A 16,280-nucleotide genomic window follows, 5' to 3' on the forward strand; every position below is an offset into this window, starting at 1 on the left:
CGCGGTCAGCTCTCGGTCTTGACGTACAGCCGCACGGATCCGCCGCGGTGCGTGCGGAAATAGTCCTGGAGTTGCGCGCTGCTCGCGATGCATCCGGCACTGGTGAAGTCGTTCTCGCCCGTGCGCGGCAGTACGACGGAACATTGCGCGAGATAGCTGAATTTGTCCGGCCACAGCACGAAGAACGTCGCGGATCCGGAACCCGTGCCGCCGTTGTTGCGGAAAACCGCGCTCATCGAGCAGGCGTTGTCGTTGCACGGCCCGTTCCACTGTGAAGAACGCACCTGGAAATCGGGCCGCGCGGGTGGCGTCGTCCGGACCGCTTCTTCGGTGGTCGGCGCTGGTTCACGGGTCGCCCGTTCCGCCGTGGTCCGGGTCGCGCGCGGTGTGCTCGTCACCGCGAGGGGACGGGAGGCCGTGGTCTGGCTCGCCGAGGTCGGCGCGAGTCCCTTCAACGGATTGAACCCGGTCAGCGTATTGACGGCCGCGAGAATGGCGAACACGCCGCTGATGGTGCCGACGATGACGCCCCATTTCTTGTAGTCCGGCTCGTCATCGGCTTTCTTCCGCTCTTCCCCCGCCATGGATTCATGTTACGGATCGTCGCGGTGCAAGGGGAAGACGAGCATCTCTCGCCATCCCGGGACGGCGCGTTCCCGCTGGTGAAAGGCGGTGTTTCGTTCCCGCGTCCCAATCGCCGCAGTTCGCCTTGCCGCCGGGCCGTCCGGCTGATGACGATGGAAACCGTCAAGGAGAAAGCGGAATGAGGGGGAAACGACAGTGCGCGAGATGAAGCGAATCGCCGCCGTGACGGCGTTGGTGATCGGTTCCATGGCCACGGCGGGGGTCACCGCCGCGAGCGCGTCGGATATGACGCGGGACGGCGATCGGGCCTCCTGCGCCAAGACGAAGATCTACCTCAATGACGACTGGGGCTGTGTGATCTCGTCCGGAGACCGCGTGAAGGTCGCGGACGACACCTGGGACGGGAACGGCACGCGGCTGCACTGGACCAGCTCGCTGCCGAATTCGAGTGGGAAGACCGAGGGGTACTGCAAGGACTACGACGGTTCGGAGAACGGGTCCAAGGAGTGCGACTACCAATTCCCGGAGGGGACGACCATCAACTACAAGCTCGAGCAGATCAGCGACGGCGAGGTCGTCGACGCGAACGAACGCTGGCGCCAGGCCGTGGTCTGACCCGGTGACCGGGCACCCGGGCGGCGGACACGGCCGCTCGGGTGCCCGCCCGTGCGTGGAGCCGAGTCCTCGACGCCTTCTCAGACAAAAGGGTGATTCAGCCGCCTTCTCCCGGGTACCCGAAGATCGACAACGGAACCGACGAGGCAGGAGGCATCGTGCAAAGCTCAACGCTCCGGGACGTCACCGTCCGCGAAGGACCTTTCGCGTCGGTCTACTTCGACAACTCGCACGACACCGAGGACGCCGCCGCGCAGCTGGAGTTGCGCTGGCGGTCGATCCGCAGGCAACTGGCCGACGAGGGCGCCGAGGAGCGGACACTCGCCGCTCTCGACGCGGCTGTGGCCGCCGCCCCGCCTTCGGAGGGCAAGGCGGGCCGGGCCCTGGTCGCGGAGGGGAACGAGGTCGTCCTCGACGAAGAACTCGTGGAGCCGCCGCCCCGCGAGGTCGCCCGCGTCGCACCACAGCCGTACCTGCTCCCGCTCCTGCGGCTCACCCCGGCCGTCGTGCCGCACGTCGTCGTGGTCGCGGATCGGACGGGCGCGGATCTGTTCGCGGTGGGTGAGGACGGCGCCGAACAGCGGACCGTCCAAGGCGAGGACCATCCCGTGCACAAGGTGCGCGGTGGCGGCTCGGCCTACTGGAACATCCAGCATCGGGTGGAGGCCGTGGCCGAACGCAACGCCGCGGAGGTCGCGCAGGAGGCGGTGAAGCTCGCCGATTCCGTCGGCGCCGAGGTGCTGGTGCTCGCGGGTGAGGTGCAGGCGCGTACGCAGGTGCGTGACGAGCTCGCCCCGCGCGGCAAGGAGAAGGTCGTCGAGCTGGAGGAAGGCGGCCGGGCGGACGGGAGCGGCCCGGAGGCGCTCGAAGCCGAGGTGCGCCGGGTGCTGGCCGAGCACGCCGAACGCCGTCGCCAGGACGTGATCGACCGCTTCCGCGCCGAACAGGGTCGCGAGGGCGGTCTGGCGGCGGACGGGCTCGCGCGGACGACGGCGGCCCTGCGTTCGGGTGCCGTCGAGACGTTACTGATCGATGCCGATTCCTTGGCCGATCGCCTGGTCTGGGTGTCCGGCGAACCGACGCAGGTCGCGGCCGCGAAGGAGGATCTCCAACTCTCCGGGACGGAAACCCTGACCGAGTGCCGCGCGGACGAAGCGCTTCCGGTGGCCGTGCTGGCCGAAGGCGCGGACATCGTCCCCGTCAGCGGCGAGGGTCTGACAGAGGGCGTCGGCGCGGTTCTGCGGTTCGCGATCTGACCGGATCAGTCGCGCTCGTCTCGGGTGGTCCGGTCCGCGCGATGAGATCGGCAGAACGTGCAGACGAGCGTCTGCCCGACCTCACCGCCGTTGTCGGCGACGAGCCGGGCCACGTGGACCGCGGGGTGACCGCACCGTTCGCATTCGAGGGTGGTGCTGTCGCGGCTGATGACCATACGGGTGATCATGGGAACTCCTTGGCGGGCGGTGACCGCGGGGTACCCCCGCCCCGTTCCGCCAAGCTTCATGTCACCCGAATGGTGTAGTCAGGACGTCGCGATGGCGTCGCGTGCTTGGTCTCCGCCGGCGACCGAGCTCTCCCTCGCGCAGTGGGCGCAGCAGAAGAAGCGGTCCTCCACCTGGATGCCGTGTCCGACCACGCGGCAGCCGCAGTGCTCGCAGATCGGCGCCAGCTGGTGGATCGCGCATTCGAAGGAGTCGAAGGTGTGCTTCGCCCCGTCGACGGTGTGGATCTCGAACGTCTTCTCGTAGCCGTTTCCGCAGACTTCGCAGTTCGTCATACCGGAGGGCTACCCGGCGCACGGTGTCGGCAACCACAGCAGTCACAGCGGCCGCGCGTGAAGGCCCCCTTCCCTCGGCTCAGCCGAGGAAACTCGACCTTCACACCTTCCCCAGTACATGAAGGGGGCCTTCATGTACCCCTAGCCGTCACATGGCGGCGGAAACACGGTCCCGCCGCGGAGTCCGGCTCACCGCCCAAACACTGACGACGACCAGCAGGCAGCCGCCCAGCTGCGTGATGGTCGGCCGCTCGTGCAGGCGTCCGGTTCGTCCGCACCCGCCCGGTGCTGCACCGGGAGATCCGCGTCGCCTGGCGTACCGACGACCAGGGTCCGCCGATCCGCGCCCTGCTGGCCGCGCTGATCTCGCGTCAGGAAGCGGGGAGTGGTCCGGCTCGGCAAGCACGGCTTCCCGCGTGGCACCGGAAAAGCGGCTCAGGCAGCTGGCCGTGACGTCACGGTGGCGGCCGCCGCTGCCAGGGACAGTTCCTCCCGTGACCTCACCGTCAGCACCGGTATCCGTGCGTCCCGGCCGCTGATGATCGCGTCCTGGGAGCGGTCGGTGGAAAGATCGCCCTGTATTCCGAGCACACCCAGACCGCGCGCGACGGCCTCGGCGACTTCGGGCTGGTCCCAGCCGATGTCGCCGGTGAACACCAGCGCGTCCACACGGTCGAGGCTCGCCGCGACGGCGGCGAGTTCGCGGCGGACGCGATGTTCGAACACCGCCATGGTGAACCTGGCCCCGGCGTCACCGGAACGGCTGTCCCGGACCAGTTCCCGGGTGTCGTCCGAGGTACCGGACAACCCCAGCAGACCCGAATGGTGATAGAGGCCGTCTTCGAGTTCGTCCAAGCCGACATGCCCTTCCCGCAGGAGCCACAGCAGCATGCCGGGATCGACACTGCCGGACCTCTTCGCCATCATCGCGCCTTCGAGCGGGGTGAAGCCCATCGACGTGTCGACGCTGCGCCCGCCGGAGACCGCGCACACCGAGCTGCCACCGGACAGATGCGCCACGAGGAGGCCGAGCCCGTCCGGCGGGCGGCCGAGCAGCTCGCCGGCGCGCCGGACGGCCCACGCGAACGAGTGCCCGTGGAACCCGTAACGGCGCAGGTCCCAGCGTTCGCGCCAGCGCGCGGGCAGCGGGTACGTCCGCGCGACCTCGGGCAGCCCCTGATGGAAGGCGGTGTCCGGGCAGACGACGTGCGGCACGTCCGGCAGCAGCCCGGTCAGCAGCTCCAGCAGGGCTTCGGTGTTCGGAACATGTTCCGGCGCCAGTGATTTCGCCTGGGTGATCGCCTCGCGTACCCGGGAATCGACCACGGCGGGCGCGACGAGCGCCGTCCCGCCGTGCACGAGCCGATGCGCGACCGCGTCCACCCGCACATCCTTGACGAACGACCGCACGTCTTCGGTGGCGTCCGCCGGTGGTTTCCCGATCTCCACCGAGTCGGCGACGTCCTCGCCGTCGACCACGTGCAGCCGCAGACTGCCCGATCCGGGATTGACGGTCAGTGTCCTCACGGGTGCCACCGCCAGCCGGTGATCTCGGCCGGGTCTTCACCGTCCTGATAGGACTGTCGCAGTATGGAGTCCCGTCGGCGCAACAGTTCGCGGGCGAGGTCCCCGCCTGCCGACGCCCAGCCCGCCGCCCGGCGGACGGCGTCGGCGGCGAGGTCGTGGCGGGTCATCCGGTTGCTCGCGAGCAGGTCGAACGGCGTGGTCGTGGTGCCTTCCTCCAGATAACCGTGGACATGGAAGCGGTCGGTCCGCGGGCGTCCGTGCAGCACTTCGTGCACCGCGGACGGGTAGCCGTGGAAGGCGAACACCACCGGGGTCCCGTCGCCGAAGCAGTCGCCGAACGCCTCATCGGACATCCCGTTCGGATGCCGGCCCGGTGGGCAGAGGGAGAGCAGATCGACCACGTTCACCACACGCACCCGCAGTTCCGGCGCGGTTTCCCGCAGCAACCGAGCGGCGGCGAGGGTTTCCACGGTGGGAGTCGTTCCGGCACAGGCGAGGACGACGTCGGCCGCGTCTTCGGTGTTGCCCGCCCACGGCCATACGCCTGCGCCCGCGCGGCAGTGCGCCCGCGCCTCGTCGGGTGACAGCCATTGCGGGCCGCTCTGTTTCCCGGCGACGACGACGTTGATCAGCCCGGTCGAACCGAGACAGCGGTGCATCGTCTCCAGCAGCGTGTTCGCGTCCGGCGGGAGATAGATCCGGGACGTGGTGGCCTTCTTGGTCAGCATCTGGTTGATGAACCCGGGCCCCTGATGGCTGTAGCCGTTGTGCTCCTGCCGCCAGCCGTCGCTGGTGAGCAGATAGTTCAGGCTCGCCACCGGCGCGCGCCAGTCGACCTCGCCGGACATCTTGAGGAACTTGGCGTACTGGTTCACCATGCTGTCCACAATGGACACGAAGGCTTCGTAGCAGGGGAAGAGGCCGTGCCGTCCGGTGAGCAGGTAGCCCTGCAGCCAGCCTTGGCACAGGTGCTCGGAAAGCACTTCGTGCACGCGGCCGCGGGGGCCGAGGTGTTCGGTGTACCCCGATACCTCCCGGTCGAATTGCCGCGGTGTCGCTTCGAGCAGCGCGCCCAGCTTGTTGGACTCCAGTTCGTCCGGGCAGACGACGCGGAACGTGCTCGGCGCGCGCCGGACGATCTCCGCCAGCCACTCGGCCAGCACCTCGGTGGCGCCGGCGTCGGTGGCGCCGGGTTCGTCGACGGCAACGGAGTACTTCGCCACTTCGGGAAGGGGCAGGTCACGGCGCAGCAGGCCGCCGTTGGCCTGCGGGACGCGGCCGAGCCGCAACTCGGGAGCGGGCGGGACCGTGAGGATGTCCGCGGCCGGGACCCCGTTCTCGTCGAAGAGTTCCTCCGGCCGGTAGGACCGCAGCCAGCGTTCGAGTTCGGCCAGCTCACGCGGATCGTCCGCGGCGCCGGACAGGGGGACCTGATGGGCGTGGAAGGTGCCTTCGAGCGGAGTCCCGTCCGGCGTGGCCGGCGGCAGACCCGCCCCCTTGGTGTTCCGCAGGACGATCATCGGCGGATGGCCCGTGTCGTGTTCATGTGCCCGGGCCAGCGCTTCGGCCAGTGGCGTGTCCGGATCGTCGGTGCCGCGGACGTCCACAATGGTCGGATGCCAGCCGCAGCCGGTGAAATAGGCGACGAGTTCGTCGTCGGACATCGCTTCATAGATTGTCGGTGACGCGATCTTGTAGCCGTTGAGATGCAGGATGGGCAACACCCTGCCGTCATCCGGGCCGCTGAATTTGGGGCTGTGCCATGCGGCGGCGGTCGGCCCTGTCTCGGCTTCGCCGTCACCGATCACGCAGGCGACCAGCAGGCCGGGATCGTCGAACGCTGCACCGAAAGCCGTCGCGAGGGCGTAACCGAGTTCCCCGCCCTCGTGGATGACGCCGGGCACCTCGGGGGAGAGGTGGCTGGGGAAGCCGCCGGGCCAGGAGAACCGTGTGACCAGGTCCGCGAGCCCGCGCTCGTCGAGCGACAGCCGGGGATCGTATTCGGCGTGGGTGCCCTCCAGCCACAGGTTGGCGTGGATGGCGGGCGCGCCGTGGCCGGGGCCGGTGACCAGCAGGGTCCTTTGCCCGGTTTCGGAGACGAGACGATTCAGTCCGGCGTACACGAGGGTCAGGCCGGGGCAGGTGCCCCAGTGCCCGAGCGGCCTGGGTTTCAGGTGTTCCGGCCGTAGCGGCTCGCGGAGCAGGACGTTGTCCTTGAGATGGATCATCGCCGCGGCGAGGTAGTCGCACGCCCGCCGGTACCGCCGGAGCGTCCCGTCTTCTGTTCCGCCAGGCACCGGTCCTCCTTTCCGAGGGGGTTTTCCGGCGGGTACCCGGCGACTCGGGTCGGCTAACCCGGTGCGACCAGGCCCGATTCGTAGGCGAGGACCACCAGTTGCGCGCGGTCGCGGGCGTGGAGTTTGGTCATGGCGCGGTTGACGTGCGTCTTCGCGGTCGAAGGGCTGATCACCATGTGACCGGCGATCTCGTCGTTGGACAGGCCCCGCGCGACCAGGACCACGGCTTCGCGTTCGCGGTTGGTCAGTTCCGGCAGTCCGGTACCGCTGCCGCCACCGAGCGGAACGGTGACGTACCGGTCGATCAGCTTGCGGGTGATCGACGGCGCGAGCAGCGCGTCGCCACGTGCGGCGACGCGGACGGCGTGCAGGAAGTCTTCGGGTTCGATGTCCTTGACGAGGAAGCCCGCCGCGCCCGCGCGCAGCGCGTTGAAGACGTATTCGTCCAAGCCGTAGTTGGTCAGGATGACGACGTGCACGCCGGACAGCGTCGGATCGGCGGCGATGCGCCGGGTCGCCTCGATGCCGTCGACCCCGGGCATCTGGATGTCGATGAGCGCGATGTCGGGCAAGTGCTTTCCGGCGAGCAACACGCCTTCGCCTCCGTCGGCGGCTTCGGCCACGACCTCGATGTCGTCCTCGACGTCGAGCAGTGCGCGGAATCCGCTGCGGATGAGGGGCTGGTCGTCGACCAGCAGGACGCGGATCACGGGCGCTCCACGGGAAGTTCGGCCCGGACGGAGAAACCGCCGGTGTCTTTCGGCCCGGCGTCGAGACGGCCGCCGAGCGCGGTGACCCGTTCGCGCATCCCCAGCAGCCCGACACCGGGGATCGGTGCGGCGCCGGGAATGGCCTTGCCGTCGTCCTCGACCTGGATCGCCAGGGCCCCGGGACGGTGGTCGATCCGCACCGACGCGGTCTTCGCCGCGGCGTGCCGGGCGATGTTGGTCAAGGACTCCTGGACGATCCGGTACGCGGTGCGGTCCACGGCCGAGGGCAGATCGAGTCGCCGCCCTTCGACGGTGAGCGTCGCGTCCAGTCCGGCCGTCCGGGCCCGGTCCACCAGGTCGGGGATCCGGTCGAGTCCGCGCGGCGGATTCGTGTCGTCGTCGCGCAGGGCTTCCAGGGTCGCTCGCAGCTCCCTGGTCGCCTCACGACCGGCCTCGCGGATCGCCAGCAGCGATTCCGGCACCGCCTCGCCCCGTTTGGTGGCCAGATGGACGGCGACCTCCGCCTGAACCTTGATGACGGAGATCTGATGGGTGAGCGAATCGTGCAGTTCCCGCGCGATGTGCAGCCGCTCCTCGTCGGCCCGGCGCCGCGCGGTCTCCTCACGGGTGCGCTCGGCCTCGTCGGCCCGCCGCTCCGCCTGCCGCAGCGCTTCGCCCGCCGCGCCGGCGGCGATCAGCCAGGCCAGCTGAAGAGCGTCTCGGCTCTGGGCGAACGCGTCGCCGACGGAAGTGGCGTTGGCGGAGGCCAGGAGCACGAGCGGGAGCGCGACGATCAGGAGCACCGACCCCGCGACGGTGGCGATCCGGTGTCCGGCCCGGACCGCCGCGTGGACCGCGACCAGATAGGCGACGGCGGGCACGGTGAAACCCACGGCCTGGTATCCCAGCGCGCACACCGCGGTCACGGCCAGGACCGTGAGGGGCGCCCGGCGATGCGCGGCGAGCGCCAGGCCACCGGCGACCAGTGCCACGTAACCCAGTGGGTTCGTGGTGGTGTCCTCACTGGACAGTGCCGTGACGAGCAGGACCACCGTCACCCCGGCGGCGATCGCCCAGTCCCAGACCCTGTTCATGCGAGAACCCTAACCAGCCGTCCTCACGGGCGACTCCTCCGCACAGACGATCCCTCGACTACCACGCACGCGGTAGTCCCGGCGTTTCCACGACGTCGGCGGCAGTCCGGAATGCCTGCGTACGCCGGACGACGCGGGACGGGTCCGGCGGACACCATCTGCGGACATCAGTCATCGAGCGAAGGAGCACCCCATGACCGTCCACTTGCTGGCCGAGCCGTACCTGACCCCTGGGCGCCTCTGGTCCCTGATCGCCGCGCTGGTGGGGGTGATCGGGGTGGTCGTCGGCGGACTGGCCGTCGCTCGGAGCCGGTCCGGAGACACCCGGCGAGGAGCCGTCGTGGCACTGACGGCGGGGCTGCTCGGGGCGGCGGGCGGCGTTTACGTGGTGGCCGCGGCGAAGGGCGGGCCTGGCACGGGGTACGGAATCGTCGGCGGTTTCGTCGCCTTGGTGATCGGGCTGATCGCCGCGGCACTGGGCGGGCTGGCGCTTTCGCGTTCCCGTCGCGCCTCTTATCGCGCCGGGTAACGAGCGCGGAGTTCGTCCGCGGCCTTTCCTTCGGTCAATTGGAGCAGGTAGGCGTCCACCGGGGCATGGGAACTGAGTTCGGTGAAGTTCCGGTGGACGATCGCCCCGACCTCTTCGCGGCCGGCGGGGAAGCGCTCGGTCAGCGTATCGACCAGTTTCTCGAGGTTTTCGTCGCTAGGCGGCAGGTGCGGCGGATCTGCGGTCATGACAACTCCACGTTCTCGGGAGACGGCACCCGGTGACGATAACGGTCCCCGGGCACCGAGGTCTAGATATATCAACCTGGGTTGATGTATCTTCGGGCGGTGGGGACCTCCGAGACGGCCGATCCGCCGCCGTTCGTACGGCTGGCGAGCGATCCGCTGCGCTGGCGGCTGCTGCGCGAGTTGTCGCACGGCGACCGCCGGGTGCGGGAGCTGGTCGGCCTGGTCGGGCAGCCGCAGAACCTGGTGTCCTATCACCTGCGCAAGCTGCGGGCCGCGGAGCTGGTCACGGCGCGGAGGAGCAGCTTCGACGGCCGGGACACCTACTACCACCTCGATCTGGAGCGGTGCGCGGACGCGCTCGCCGCGGCGGGAAGTTCGCTGCATCCCGCCCTGGCGCCGATCGGGGTGGAAGTGAAGCAAGCCGAATCCAGGCTCAAGGTGCTGTTCGTGTGCACCGGGAACAGCGGGCGGTCGCCGATGGCCGAGGCGCTGCTGCGGCACCGTGCCGGTTCGAGGGTCGAGGTGTCCAGCGCGGGCAGCCACCCGAAGCCGGTGCACCCCGACGCCGTACGCGTCCTCGCCGAGCGCGGCATCGCCCTGACCCACGAACCGTCCCATGTGGACGATCACCGGCGCAGGCGATTCCATTGGGTGATCAGCCTTTGCGACCGGGTCCGCGAGGTCTGCCCGGAGTTCCCCGGACATCCGCGCGTCGTCCATTGGAGTCTGCCGGATCCGGCCAAGGAACCCGAGAGCTATCCGGCGTTCCGACGGCTCGCCGACGAGCTGGACCGCCGGATCGGGTTCCTGACCGCCCGGTTCGGCGTGGAGTATCGCGATGATGAGGTGAACAGGACATGACTTCGGATTTGGTGAGTGTGCGTTACCTGGTCGACGACGTCGCGGCCGCCGTCGAGTTCTACACCGGGCACCTGGGTTTCGCCGTGCGATCCAGCGTGCTGCCCGCGTTCGCCGACGTGGTGCGCGGGAATCTCCGGCTGCTGCTCAGCGGTCCGGCGAGTTCGGCCGGGCGTGCGATGCCGGACGGCACGAAACCGGCGCCGGGTGGGTGGAACCGCATCCATCTCATCGTCGACGACATCGACGCCGAAGTCGCGAGGCTGCGCGAAAACGGTGTCCCGTTCCGCAGTGACGTCGTGACCGGGCCGGGTGGCCGCCAGATCGTGTTCGACGACCCGGCTGGCAACCCGGTCGAACTGTTCCAGCCCGCGGCCCGTTGACGCCGCACCACGAGCCGAGCCTGGGGACCGTCCTGCGGGAATGGGGCCGGATCGGCTGCATCGGGTTCGGCGGGCCGCCCACCCACATCGCCCTGCTGCGCAAGTTGTGCGTGCAGCGCCGGGAATGGCTGTCGGATCAGGAATTCGAGGACGCGATCGCCGCGTGCAACCTGCTTCCCGGCCCGGCGTCGACGCAGCTCGCGATCTTCACCGCGTGGCGGGTACGCGGCCGGGCGGGGGCCCTCGTCGGGGGCGCGGCGTTCATCGTGCCCGGCCTCATCGTGATCCTGGCGCTGGCCGCGCTGTTCCTCACGGGTTCCCCGCCCGCCTGGGTGCGCGGGGCCGGGGCGGGCGCGGGTGCGGCGGTCGCCGCCGTCGCGGTGCACGCGGGGGTCGGCCTGATCCCGGCAGGCTGGCGGCGCGCGGCCGCCACGGGCCGCGTGCGCTGGGCCCTGTACGTCCTGGCGGGTGTCGTGTCGGCCGCCCTGCTCGGCCCGTGGCTGGTGCTCGTCCTCCTGGGCTGCGGCGTGGTCGAACTGACCGTGAACCGCGCACGCCGCGGCGAGTCCAGTGCCGCGTTGTTCGCCGTTCCCGTCCAATCCTGGGCCGCCGCGGTCGCGGGCGCCGGTGTGTTCGCGTCCGTCGCGTGGGTGGCGCTCAAGGTCGGGATGCTGTCCTACGGCGGCGGTTTCGTGATCATCCCGCTCATGCAGGACGACGCGGTGAACACCTACCACTGGATGAGTGCGGGGGAGTTCCTGAACGCGGTCGCGCTCGGCCAGGTCACCCCCGGCCCGGTGGTGCAGACCGTCGCCGTCGTCGGCTATGCCGCGGCCGGGCTCACCGGCGGCCTACTGGCCTCGCTGGTCGCCTTCGCACCGTCGTTCCTGTTCATCCTGTTCGGTGCCAAGCATTTCAACCGGCTGCGCGGAAACCCGAACGTCCGGGCGTTCCTCGACGGCGCCGGTCCGGCCGCGGTCGGCGCCATCCTCGGCTCGGCGATCCCGCTCGCGCTCAGCTTGACCCAGGGATGGCAGTACGCCGTACTCGCCGGTGCCGGGATCCTGCTGTTCGTGTTCCGGCGTGGAGTGGTGACCACGATCCTGGCCGCGGCGGCGGCCGGAACCGTGCTCGCGCTCGCCGGAGCGCTCCTGCCGAGCTGAGGTTCAGCCCAGTCCCCGCGTGGTGACGACCCGCGCGTTGCCGTCGGACAGGTGGTAGGACAGCCCGACCACGGCGGTCTTCCCGGCGTCGATCTGCTCGGAGAGCAGCCGGGAGCGGTCGACCAGGAGGTCGACGGTGTGGCGGATGTGCTCGTCGATGATGTCGTCGTTGCTGGTGAGCCCGGCGGCGCGGGCCGCGAGGACGCTCGGGGTGACCCGCTCGATGACATCGCGGACGAAGCCGTTGGTACCGAGCCCGTCCTTCAGCGCTTCGCGGGTCGCGGCGACGGCGCCGCAGGAGTCGTGACCGAGGACGACGACCAAGGGGCAGTCGAGGATGCTGACGGCGTACTCGATGCTGCCCAGCACCTCCGAACCGGCGACGTGGCCCGCGGTGCGGACGACGAACAGGTCGCCGAGCCCGCGGTCGAAGATGATCTCGGCGGCCAGCCGTGAGTCGGAGCAGCCGAAAAGGACCGCGAAGGGGCTCTGCTCGGGGGCGGTTTCCGTGCGGCGGACGGCGTCCTGGTTCGGGTGCTCCGGAGTACCGGCCACGAACCGCCGGTTGCCGGCGAGCAGAAGGTCGAAGGCCTCGGAAGGGGTCGGCGCGTCGCTCATGGAGCGGACATTACCGGCTGCCACCGGCTCCGGCAGGTGGGCCGCGTCACTGATCGAGTTTTCCGGCGACGGCACGCATGGCGCGGCCGACCGCCTGGAGGTCTTCCGGCGCGATCACGTCGACGAAGTGTTCGCGGACCGTGCGGAGATTGTCCGGCGCCGCGCGGCGCAAGGTCTCGTAGCCCTCGTCGGTGAGCCGGGCCCGCACGCCGCGACCGTCGTCGGCCGTCGATTCCCGCCGCACCAGTCCGCGTGTCTCCAGCCCGTTGATGCGGTGGGAAAGGCGGCTGCGCGAGTAGTACGCCGATTTCGCGAGGTCCGCCATGCGCATCGACCGGCCGGTGGCTTCGGAAAGCCGTACCAGGAGTTCGAACTCGGCCAGGGAAAGCCCGTGCTCCTCGCGTAACCGCCGGTCGAGCAGGTCCACGAAACGCACGGATCCTTCGATGAACGCCCGCCAGTCGCGCTGCTGATCCGGGTCGAGCCAGTCGGTCACGGCGCTCACAGTAACAGTTGACGCCTTCAACTACTTCGGGCTAGCTTTGGTTGAAGCCTTCAACTAGATAGGGAGCACGATGACGAACGAAGCCTGGGTTATGCAGGAGAAGGACGCGGAGGTCGTCGAGCGGCCCGCGTTGCGGCTGCTGGCCGACGGCGAGCACACCGGTGGGCTCCTCGGCGCGAACCGGTTGTCGTTACAGCCGGGGGAGCCCGGGACGAAACCGCACTATCACCGGAAATCCGCGGAGGCGTTCTATGTGCTCGACGGGGCGCTTCGGATGCTGGTGGGCGACGAAACGATCACGGTCGAGCGCGGTGGGTACGTGGTGATCCCGCCGGGCGTCCGGCACGCGTTCGCCGCGCCGCCGGAGAGCGGCGCGGACGTCCTCATCACGCTGGCGCCCGGCGTCGACCGGTTCGGCTATTTCCGGGTCCTGCCCGAGATCCTGCGCGGGAACGTCGCACCGGAAGAGGTCGAGCGCCTTCACGAGCGCTACGACGTGCACTTCGTCGACGCGCCCGAATGGGACACGCCGTAACGCTCGCGCACCCGCCGGGTGGCCTCGTCGTCGATGCTGAGCCGCCGGACCGAGCCGACGCCGCCCGAACCGGAAAGCACCATCGCGACGAGAAGAAGAGGGAACAGCACCGTCCGCACGAACATGGCCCAGCAGGCCGACGAGCCGATCCGTCCGCCGTCCTTGACCCGGACGAGCCGGGTCCCGGTGAGCGCGGCACCTAGAACACGGCCGTCGCCGAAGAACAGGCCGTAAAGCACCGGAACGCCGAGCAGCAGGCCGAGCAGGGTCAGCAAGGGCGCACTGTCGGGGATCGCGCTGTTCCGGGTGGCGACCGCGAACACGACGAAACCGATCCCCGCGCACAGCAGGTAGACGACGAAGTCCACGAGCCAGGCCGCCAGCTCCGCCCACCCGCCCGCCGAGACGTACAGCGTCCCGTCGTCGAAGGCGCCGAGCCGTTTCGCGACCTTCGGCCCGAAGGCTCGTTCGACTTGCTCCTTGGCGATGTCCAGCCGACCGGTCATGGGGCATTATGCGCGAAACCCCAGGCTGTGGTGCGAACAGCCCACATCGTCCGGCGAGCATGCTTCGATGGGGGATCATGACGAACGACAGCGAGGTCGGGCGGCGGCCCCTGACGAGCTACGTCGGCCGTGCGGACGACGAGGACGAGGTTCGCCGGCTGCTCGGCGCGGGCCGTCTGGTCACCCTGACCGGAGCGGGTGGTGTGGGCAAGACCCGGCTGGCCGCCCAGGTGGCCAGTTCGCTCACCCGGGCCTTCCCCGGCGGCGTCGCGGTTGCCGGGCTGGGTGAACTGCGGGACGAACGTCTCGTCGCGCGCACGGTCGCCGACGCCTTGGGCCTGCACGACACGGCGGGCCGCACCGACCTGGAGGCCGTCGTTTCGTATCTGCGGCCACGGCGGTCGTTGCTGCTGCTGGACAACTGCGAACATGTCCTCGACGGCAGCGCGGACCTGGTGACGGCGTTGCTGCGGGACTGCCAGGATCTCGTCGTCCTGGCCACCAGCCGCTGCTCCCTGGGGCTGGCCGGGGAGCACGTGCTGGCGATCCCGCCCCTGGCCGTGCCCGGCGAAGAGGTCGAGACACCGGGAGAGGCGCTCACGTTCGGCGCGGTGCGGCTGTTCGCGGAGCGTGCCGCCAGCGTGCTGCCCGCGTTCGAAGTCGGCGAGAGCAATGTCGCGGACGTGGTCCGCCTCTGCCGACGGCTGGACGGCCTGCCGCTGGCGATCGAACTCGCCGCGGCCAGGATCCGGGTCCTGTCGCCGTCGCAGATCGCGGACCGCGTCGAGAAGAATTCGGAGGTACTGGCCACCGGTCTCCGGATGCCGGTCGAGCGGCATCGGACGCTGCGCGCCACCATCGAGTGGAGCCATTCCCTGTGCACGGACACCGAGCGGATCGTCTGGGCGCGCTGTTCGGTGTTCGCCGGGCAGTTCGACCTGTCCGCCGCGGAGGACGTCTGCGCCGGGGACGGGCTGGATACGCTCGCCGTGCTCGACGCGGTGGACGGCTTGGTCGACAAGTCGGTGCTGGCGCGCATCGACGGCGCGGACCGCGTCCACTACCGGATGCTCCGGCTGCTCCGCGAATTCGGCGGGCACCGGCTCACCGAATCCGGTGACGAGCTCGCCGTGGCGAGGAAGCATCGTGACCACTACGCCCGGCTGATCGACCAGGCGGCCGCCACGTGGTTCGGGCCGGGGCAGGACGAGGCGTACGAGCGCCTGACGGCGGCGCACGCCGACATCCGGGAGGCGCTGTCGTGGTCGCTCCGCACGCCCGGTGAAGGCGCGGTGGCGCTGGAGATGGCCACCGGCATGATCGAATACTGGGTGGCGCGCGGCGCGGCGTGGGAACTGCGGGACTGGATCGATCGCGCGCTCGAGTCGCTGCCACCGGAGACCCGGGGACGGGCTCGCGGCCTGGCGATCGCGGCCCTGTGCGCCGCGCTGCACGCGGATCTGCCACGAGCCAGGCAACGGCTGGCCGCCGCCGAAGCGATCGAGGACGACGAGGCCACTCCCTACGTCGCTCACGCACGGGCCTTCGTGAAAATGCTGGCGACCGAGCCGAATTCGATGGTGGACGCGGCGGAGGCCGTGCGGCTCTTCGGCGAGCGCGGCGACGTCCGGCGCCAGATGCACCCGATGTTCCTGCAAGGGGTCGCGCTGGCTTACCGAGGAGACCTGCCGGGAGCGCGGGAGTTGCTGGGCTCGATGCGCCGTCGGTGCGAGGAGACGGGGGAGGAGCGGTATCGCTCCATGGCCCTGTTCGGGTTGGGAGTCGCCGAAGTCTGCTTCGGCGGCGATCTCGACGACGGCGAGCGGTTCATCCGCTCCGCACTGGAGATCGACCTCCGCGCCTCGGACGTGCTGTCCGCGGCCTACCGGGTGGACGGTCTGGCCTGGGTGTCGGCGCGACGCGAGGAGTGGGTGCGCGCGGCGGAACTGTTCGGGACCGCGGCCACGCTCTGGGAGCGCTGCAACGCCGAGCCCGACGTGGCCGTCACCGCGGCCCACCGGATGTTCCACGACGCCACCTGGAATGCCCTGGGGCCCAAGAGGTTCGACTTGGCCTTCGCCGACGGCCGGCGACGGAACCCGCACGACGCGTTGGCCGGGCCCGAGGCTCTTTCCGCCGGCGAGCCCGCCGACCTCCCGCCGCTGACGCCGCGTGAGTCGGAGATCGCTCGGCTGGTCGCGGCCGGGCTGAGCAACCGGGACATCGCGGCGAGACTGGTCATCGCCCGGCGCACGGTCGAGACGCATCTGCAGCACATCTCGCACAAGCTCGACTTCGCCAACCGGACGCAGCTGGCCGTCTGGGTCGAGCAGGCAGGCCGCGGACCGCTGTGACCCCGGAGGTCACAGCGG

At 70.0% G+C, this 16,280-nt stretch carries 19 protein-coding genes; 8 read left to right on the plus strand and 11 right to left on the minus strand.

Annotation, left to right across the window (positions count from 1 at the left end; all coding sequences use genetic code 11):
* Positions 1-5 precede the first annotated feature (5 nt).
* A complete protein-coding gene (locus AORI_RS55850; protein WP_016333328.1) occupies positions 6-584 on the minus strand; it encodes a hypothetical protein in 579 nt (192 codons plus the stop codon).
* A gap of 205 nt (positions 585-789) precedes the next feature.
* On the opposite strand from AORI_RS55850, the gene AORI_RS55855 reads away from it, so the two are divergent.
* Positions 790-1,200 carry a hypothetical protein gene (locus AORI_RS55855; RefSeq protein WP_043848040.1) on the plus strand — a complete coding sequence of 137 codons (411 nt, stop codon included), beginning with the start codon at positions 790-792 and terminating at the stop codon, positions 1,198-1,200.
* Positions 1,201-1,358: 158 nt separating this feature from the next.
* Positions 1,359-2,456 (plus strand): Rv2629 family ribosome hibernation factor, encoded by a 1,098-nt coding sequence (locus AORI_RS55860; protein ID WP_043848758.1) that lies wholly within the window; start codon positions 1,359-1,361, stop codon positions 2,454-2,456.
* A 5-nt stretch (positions 2,457-2,461) separates the two neighbouring features.
* On the opposite strand, the gene AORI_RS55865 is transcribed toward AORI_RS55860, so the two are convergent.
* The 6 genes from AORI_RS55865 to AORI_RS55890 all read right to left on the minus strand — a co-directional run bounded on the left by AORI_RS55865 (position 2,462) and on the right by AORI_RS55890 (position 8,605).
* Positions 2,462-2,644, minus strand: a complete 183-nt coding sequence (locus AORI_RS55865; RefSeq protein WP_016333331.1) for a hypothetical protein — start codon at positions 2,642-2,644, stop codon at positions 2,462-2,464.
* 78 nt (positions 2,645-2,722) lie between these two features.
* The gene (locus AORI_RS55870) at positions 2,723-2,977 is read right to left on the minus strand and encodes a hypothetical protein (protein WP_016333332.1); all 255 of its coding nucleotides are present in this window, start codon (positions 2,975-2,977) and stop codon (positions 2,723-2,725) included.
* 435 nt (positions 2,978-3,412) lie between these two features.
* Entirely contained in the window at positions 3,413-4,504 is a 1,092-nt protein-coding gene (locus AORI_RS55875) for an acetate/propionate family kinase (protein ID WP_228688354.1), read from the minus strand.
* A complete protein-coding gene (locus AORI_RS55880; RefSeq protein WP_016333334.1) occupies positions 4,501-6,801 on the minus strand; it encodes a phosphoketolase family protein in 2,301 nt (766 codons plus the stop codon). Before AORI_RS55880 ends, AORI_RS55875 begins: the two co-directional genes overlap by 4 nt.
* A gap of 53 nt (positions 6,802-6,854) precedes the next feature.
* On the minus strand, positions 6,855-7,511 hold the full coding sequence (locus AORI_RS55885) for a response regulator (protein WP_016333335.1): 657 nt from the start codon (positions 7,509-7,511) through the stop codon (positions 6,855-6,857).
* Complete coding sequence (locus AORI_RS55890) at positions 7,508-8,605, minus strand: sensor histidine kinase (RefSeq protein ID WP_016333336.1); 1,098 nt, start codon at positions 8,603-8,605, stop codon at positions 7,508-7,510. Before AORI_RS55890 ends, AORI_RS55885 begins: the two co-directional genes overlap by 4 nt.
* A 193-nt stretch (positions 8,606-8,798) precedes the next feature.
* On the opposite strand from AORI_RS55890, the gene AORI_RS55895 reads away from it, so the two are divergent.
* Positions 8,799-9,134, plus strand: coding sequence for a DUF6223 family protein (locus tag AORI_RS55895; RefSeq protein ID WP_016333337.1), 336 nt, complete (start codon positions 8,799-8,801; stop codon positions 9,132-9,134).
* Here the strand turns inward: AORI_RS55895 and AORI_RS55900 are convergent.
* Positions 9,119-9,340 carry a three-helix bundle dimerization domain-containing protein gene (locus AORI_RS55900; protein ID WP_016333338.1) on the minus strand — a complete coding sequence of 74 codons (222 nt, stop codon included), beginning with the start codon at positions 9,338-9,340 and terminating at the stop codon, positions 9,119-9,121. The two genes, AORI_RS55895 and AORI_RS55900, sit on opposite strands and share 16 nt — an antisense overlap.
* Positions 9,341-9,424: 84 nt before the next feature.
* Between AORI_RS55900 and AORI_RS55905 the strand changes: the two genes are divergently transcribed.
* The 3 genes from AORI_RS55905 to chrA are packed head-to-tail and all read left to right on the plus strand — an operon-like array spanning position 9,425 to position 11,744.
* On the plus strand, positions 9,425-10,201 hold the full coding sequence (locus AORI_RS55905; RefSeq protein WP_046199781.1) for an arsenate reductase/protein-tyrosine-phosphatase family protein: 777 nt from the start codon (positions 9,425-9,427) through the stop codon (positions 10,199-10,201).
* Positions 10,198-10,581, plus strand: a complete 384-nt coding sequence (locus AORI_RS55910; protein WP_016333340.1) for a VOC family protein — start codon at positions 10,198-10,200, stop codon at positions 10,579-10,581. The genes AORI_RS55905 and AORI_RS55910 overlap by 4 nt, the downstream gene beginning before the upstream one ends.
* The gene (gene chrA / locus AORI_RS55915; RefSeq protein ID WP_016333341.1) at positions 10,578-11,744 is read left to right on the plus strand and encodes a chromate efflux transporter; all 1,167 of its coding nucleotides are present in this window, start codon (positions 10,578-10,580) and stop codon (positions 11,742-11,744) included. Before AORI_RS55910 ends, chrA begins: the two co-directional genes overlap by 4 nt.
* Before the next feature lie 3 nt (positions 11,745-11,747).
* On the opposite strand, the gene AORI_RS55920 is transcribed toward chrA, so the two are convergent.
* Together AORI_RS55920 and AORI_RS55925 are read right to left on the minus strand one after the other, a co-directional pair.
* Positions 11,748-12,362 (minus strand): carbonic anhydrase, encoded by a 615-nt coding sequence (locus AORI_RS55920; protein ID WP_016333342.1) that lies wholly within the window; start codon positions 12,360-12,362, stop codon positions 11,748-11,750.
* Positions 12,363-12,408: 46 nt separating this feature from the next.
* The gene (locus AORI_RS55925) at positions 12,409-12,858 is read right to left on the minus strand and encodes a MarR family winged helix-turn-helix transcriptional regulator (protein WP_043848759.1); all 450 of its coding nucleotides are present in this window, start codon (positions 12,856-12,858) and stop codon (positions 12,409-12,411) included.
* Positions 12,859-12,937: 79 nt separating this feature from the next.
* On the opposite strand from AORI_RS55925, the gene AORI_RS55930 reads away from it, so the two are divergent.
* Positions 12,938-13,402: a cupin domain-containing protein gene (locus AORI_RS55930; RefSeq protein WP_043848041.1), complete on the plus strand. Its 465-nt coding sequence runs from the start codon at positions 12,938-12,940 to the stop codon at positions 13,400-13,402.
* On the opposite strand, the gene AORI_RS55935 is transcribed toward AORI_RS55930, so the two are convergent.
* A complete protein-coding gene (locus AORI_RS55935; protein ID WP_016333345.1) occupies positions 13,357-13,908 on the minus strand; it encodes an RDD family protein in 552 nt (183 codons plus the stop codon). The genes AORI_RS55930 and AORI_RS55935 overlap by 46 nt on opposite strands.
* Before the next feature lie 77 nt (positions 13,909-13,985).
* Here AORI_RS55935 and AORI_RS84675 point away from each other — a divergent pair, with 77 nt between their 5' ends.
* Positions 13,986-16,262 (plus strand): ATP-binding protein, encoded by a 2,277-nt coding sequence (locus AORI_RS84675; protein ID WP_016333346.1) that lies wholly within the window; start codon positions 13,986-13,988, stop codon positions 16,260-16,262.
* The last annotated feature ends 18 nt before the right edge of the window (positions 16,263-16,280 follow it).

Source organism: Amycolatopsis keratiniphila (genome assembly GCF_000400635.2).
GTDB classification, from domain to species: domain Bacteria; phylum Actinomycetota; class Actinomycetes; order Mycobacteriales; family Pseudonocardiaceae; genus Amycolatopsis; species Amycolatopsis keratiniphila.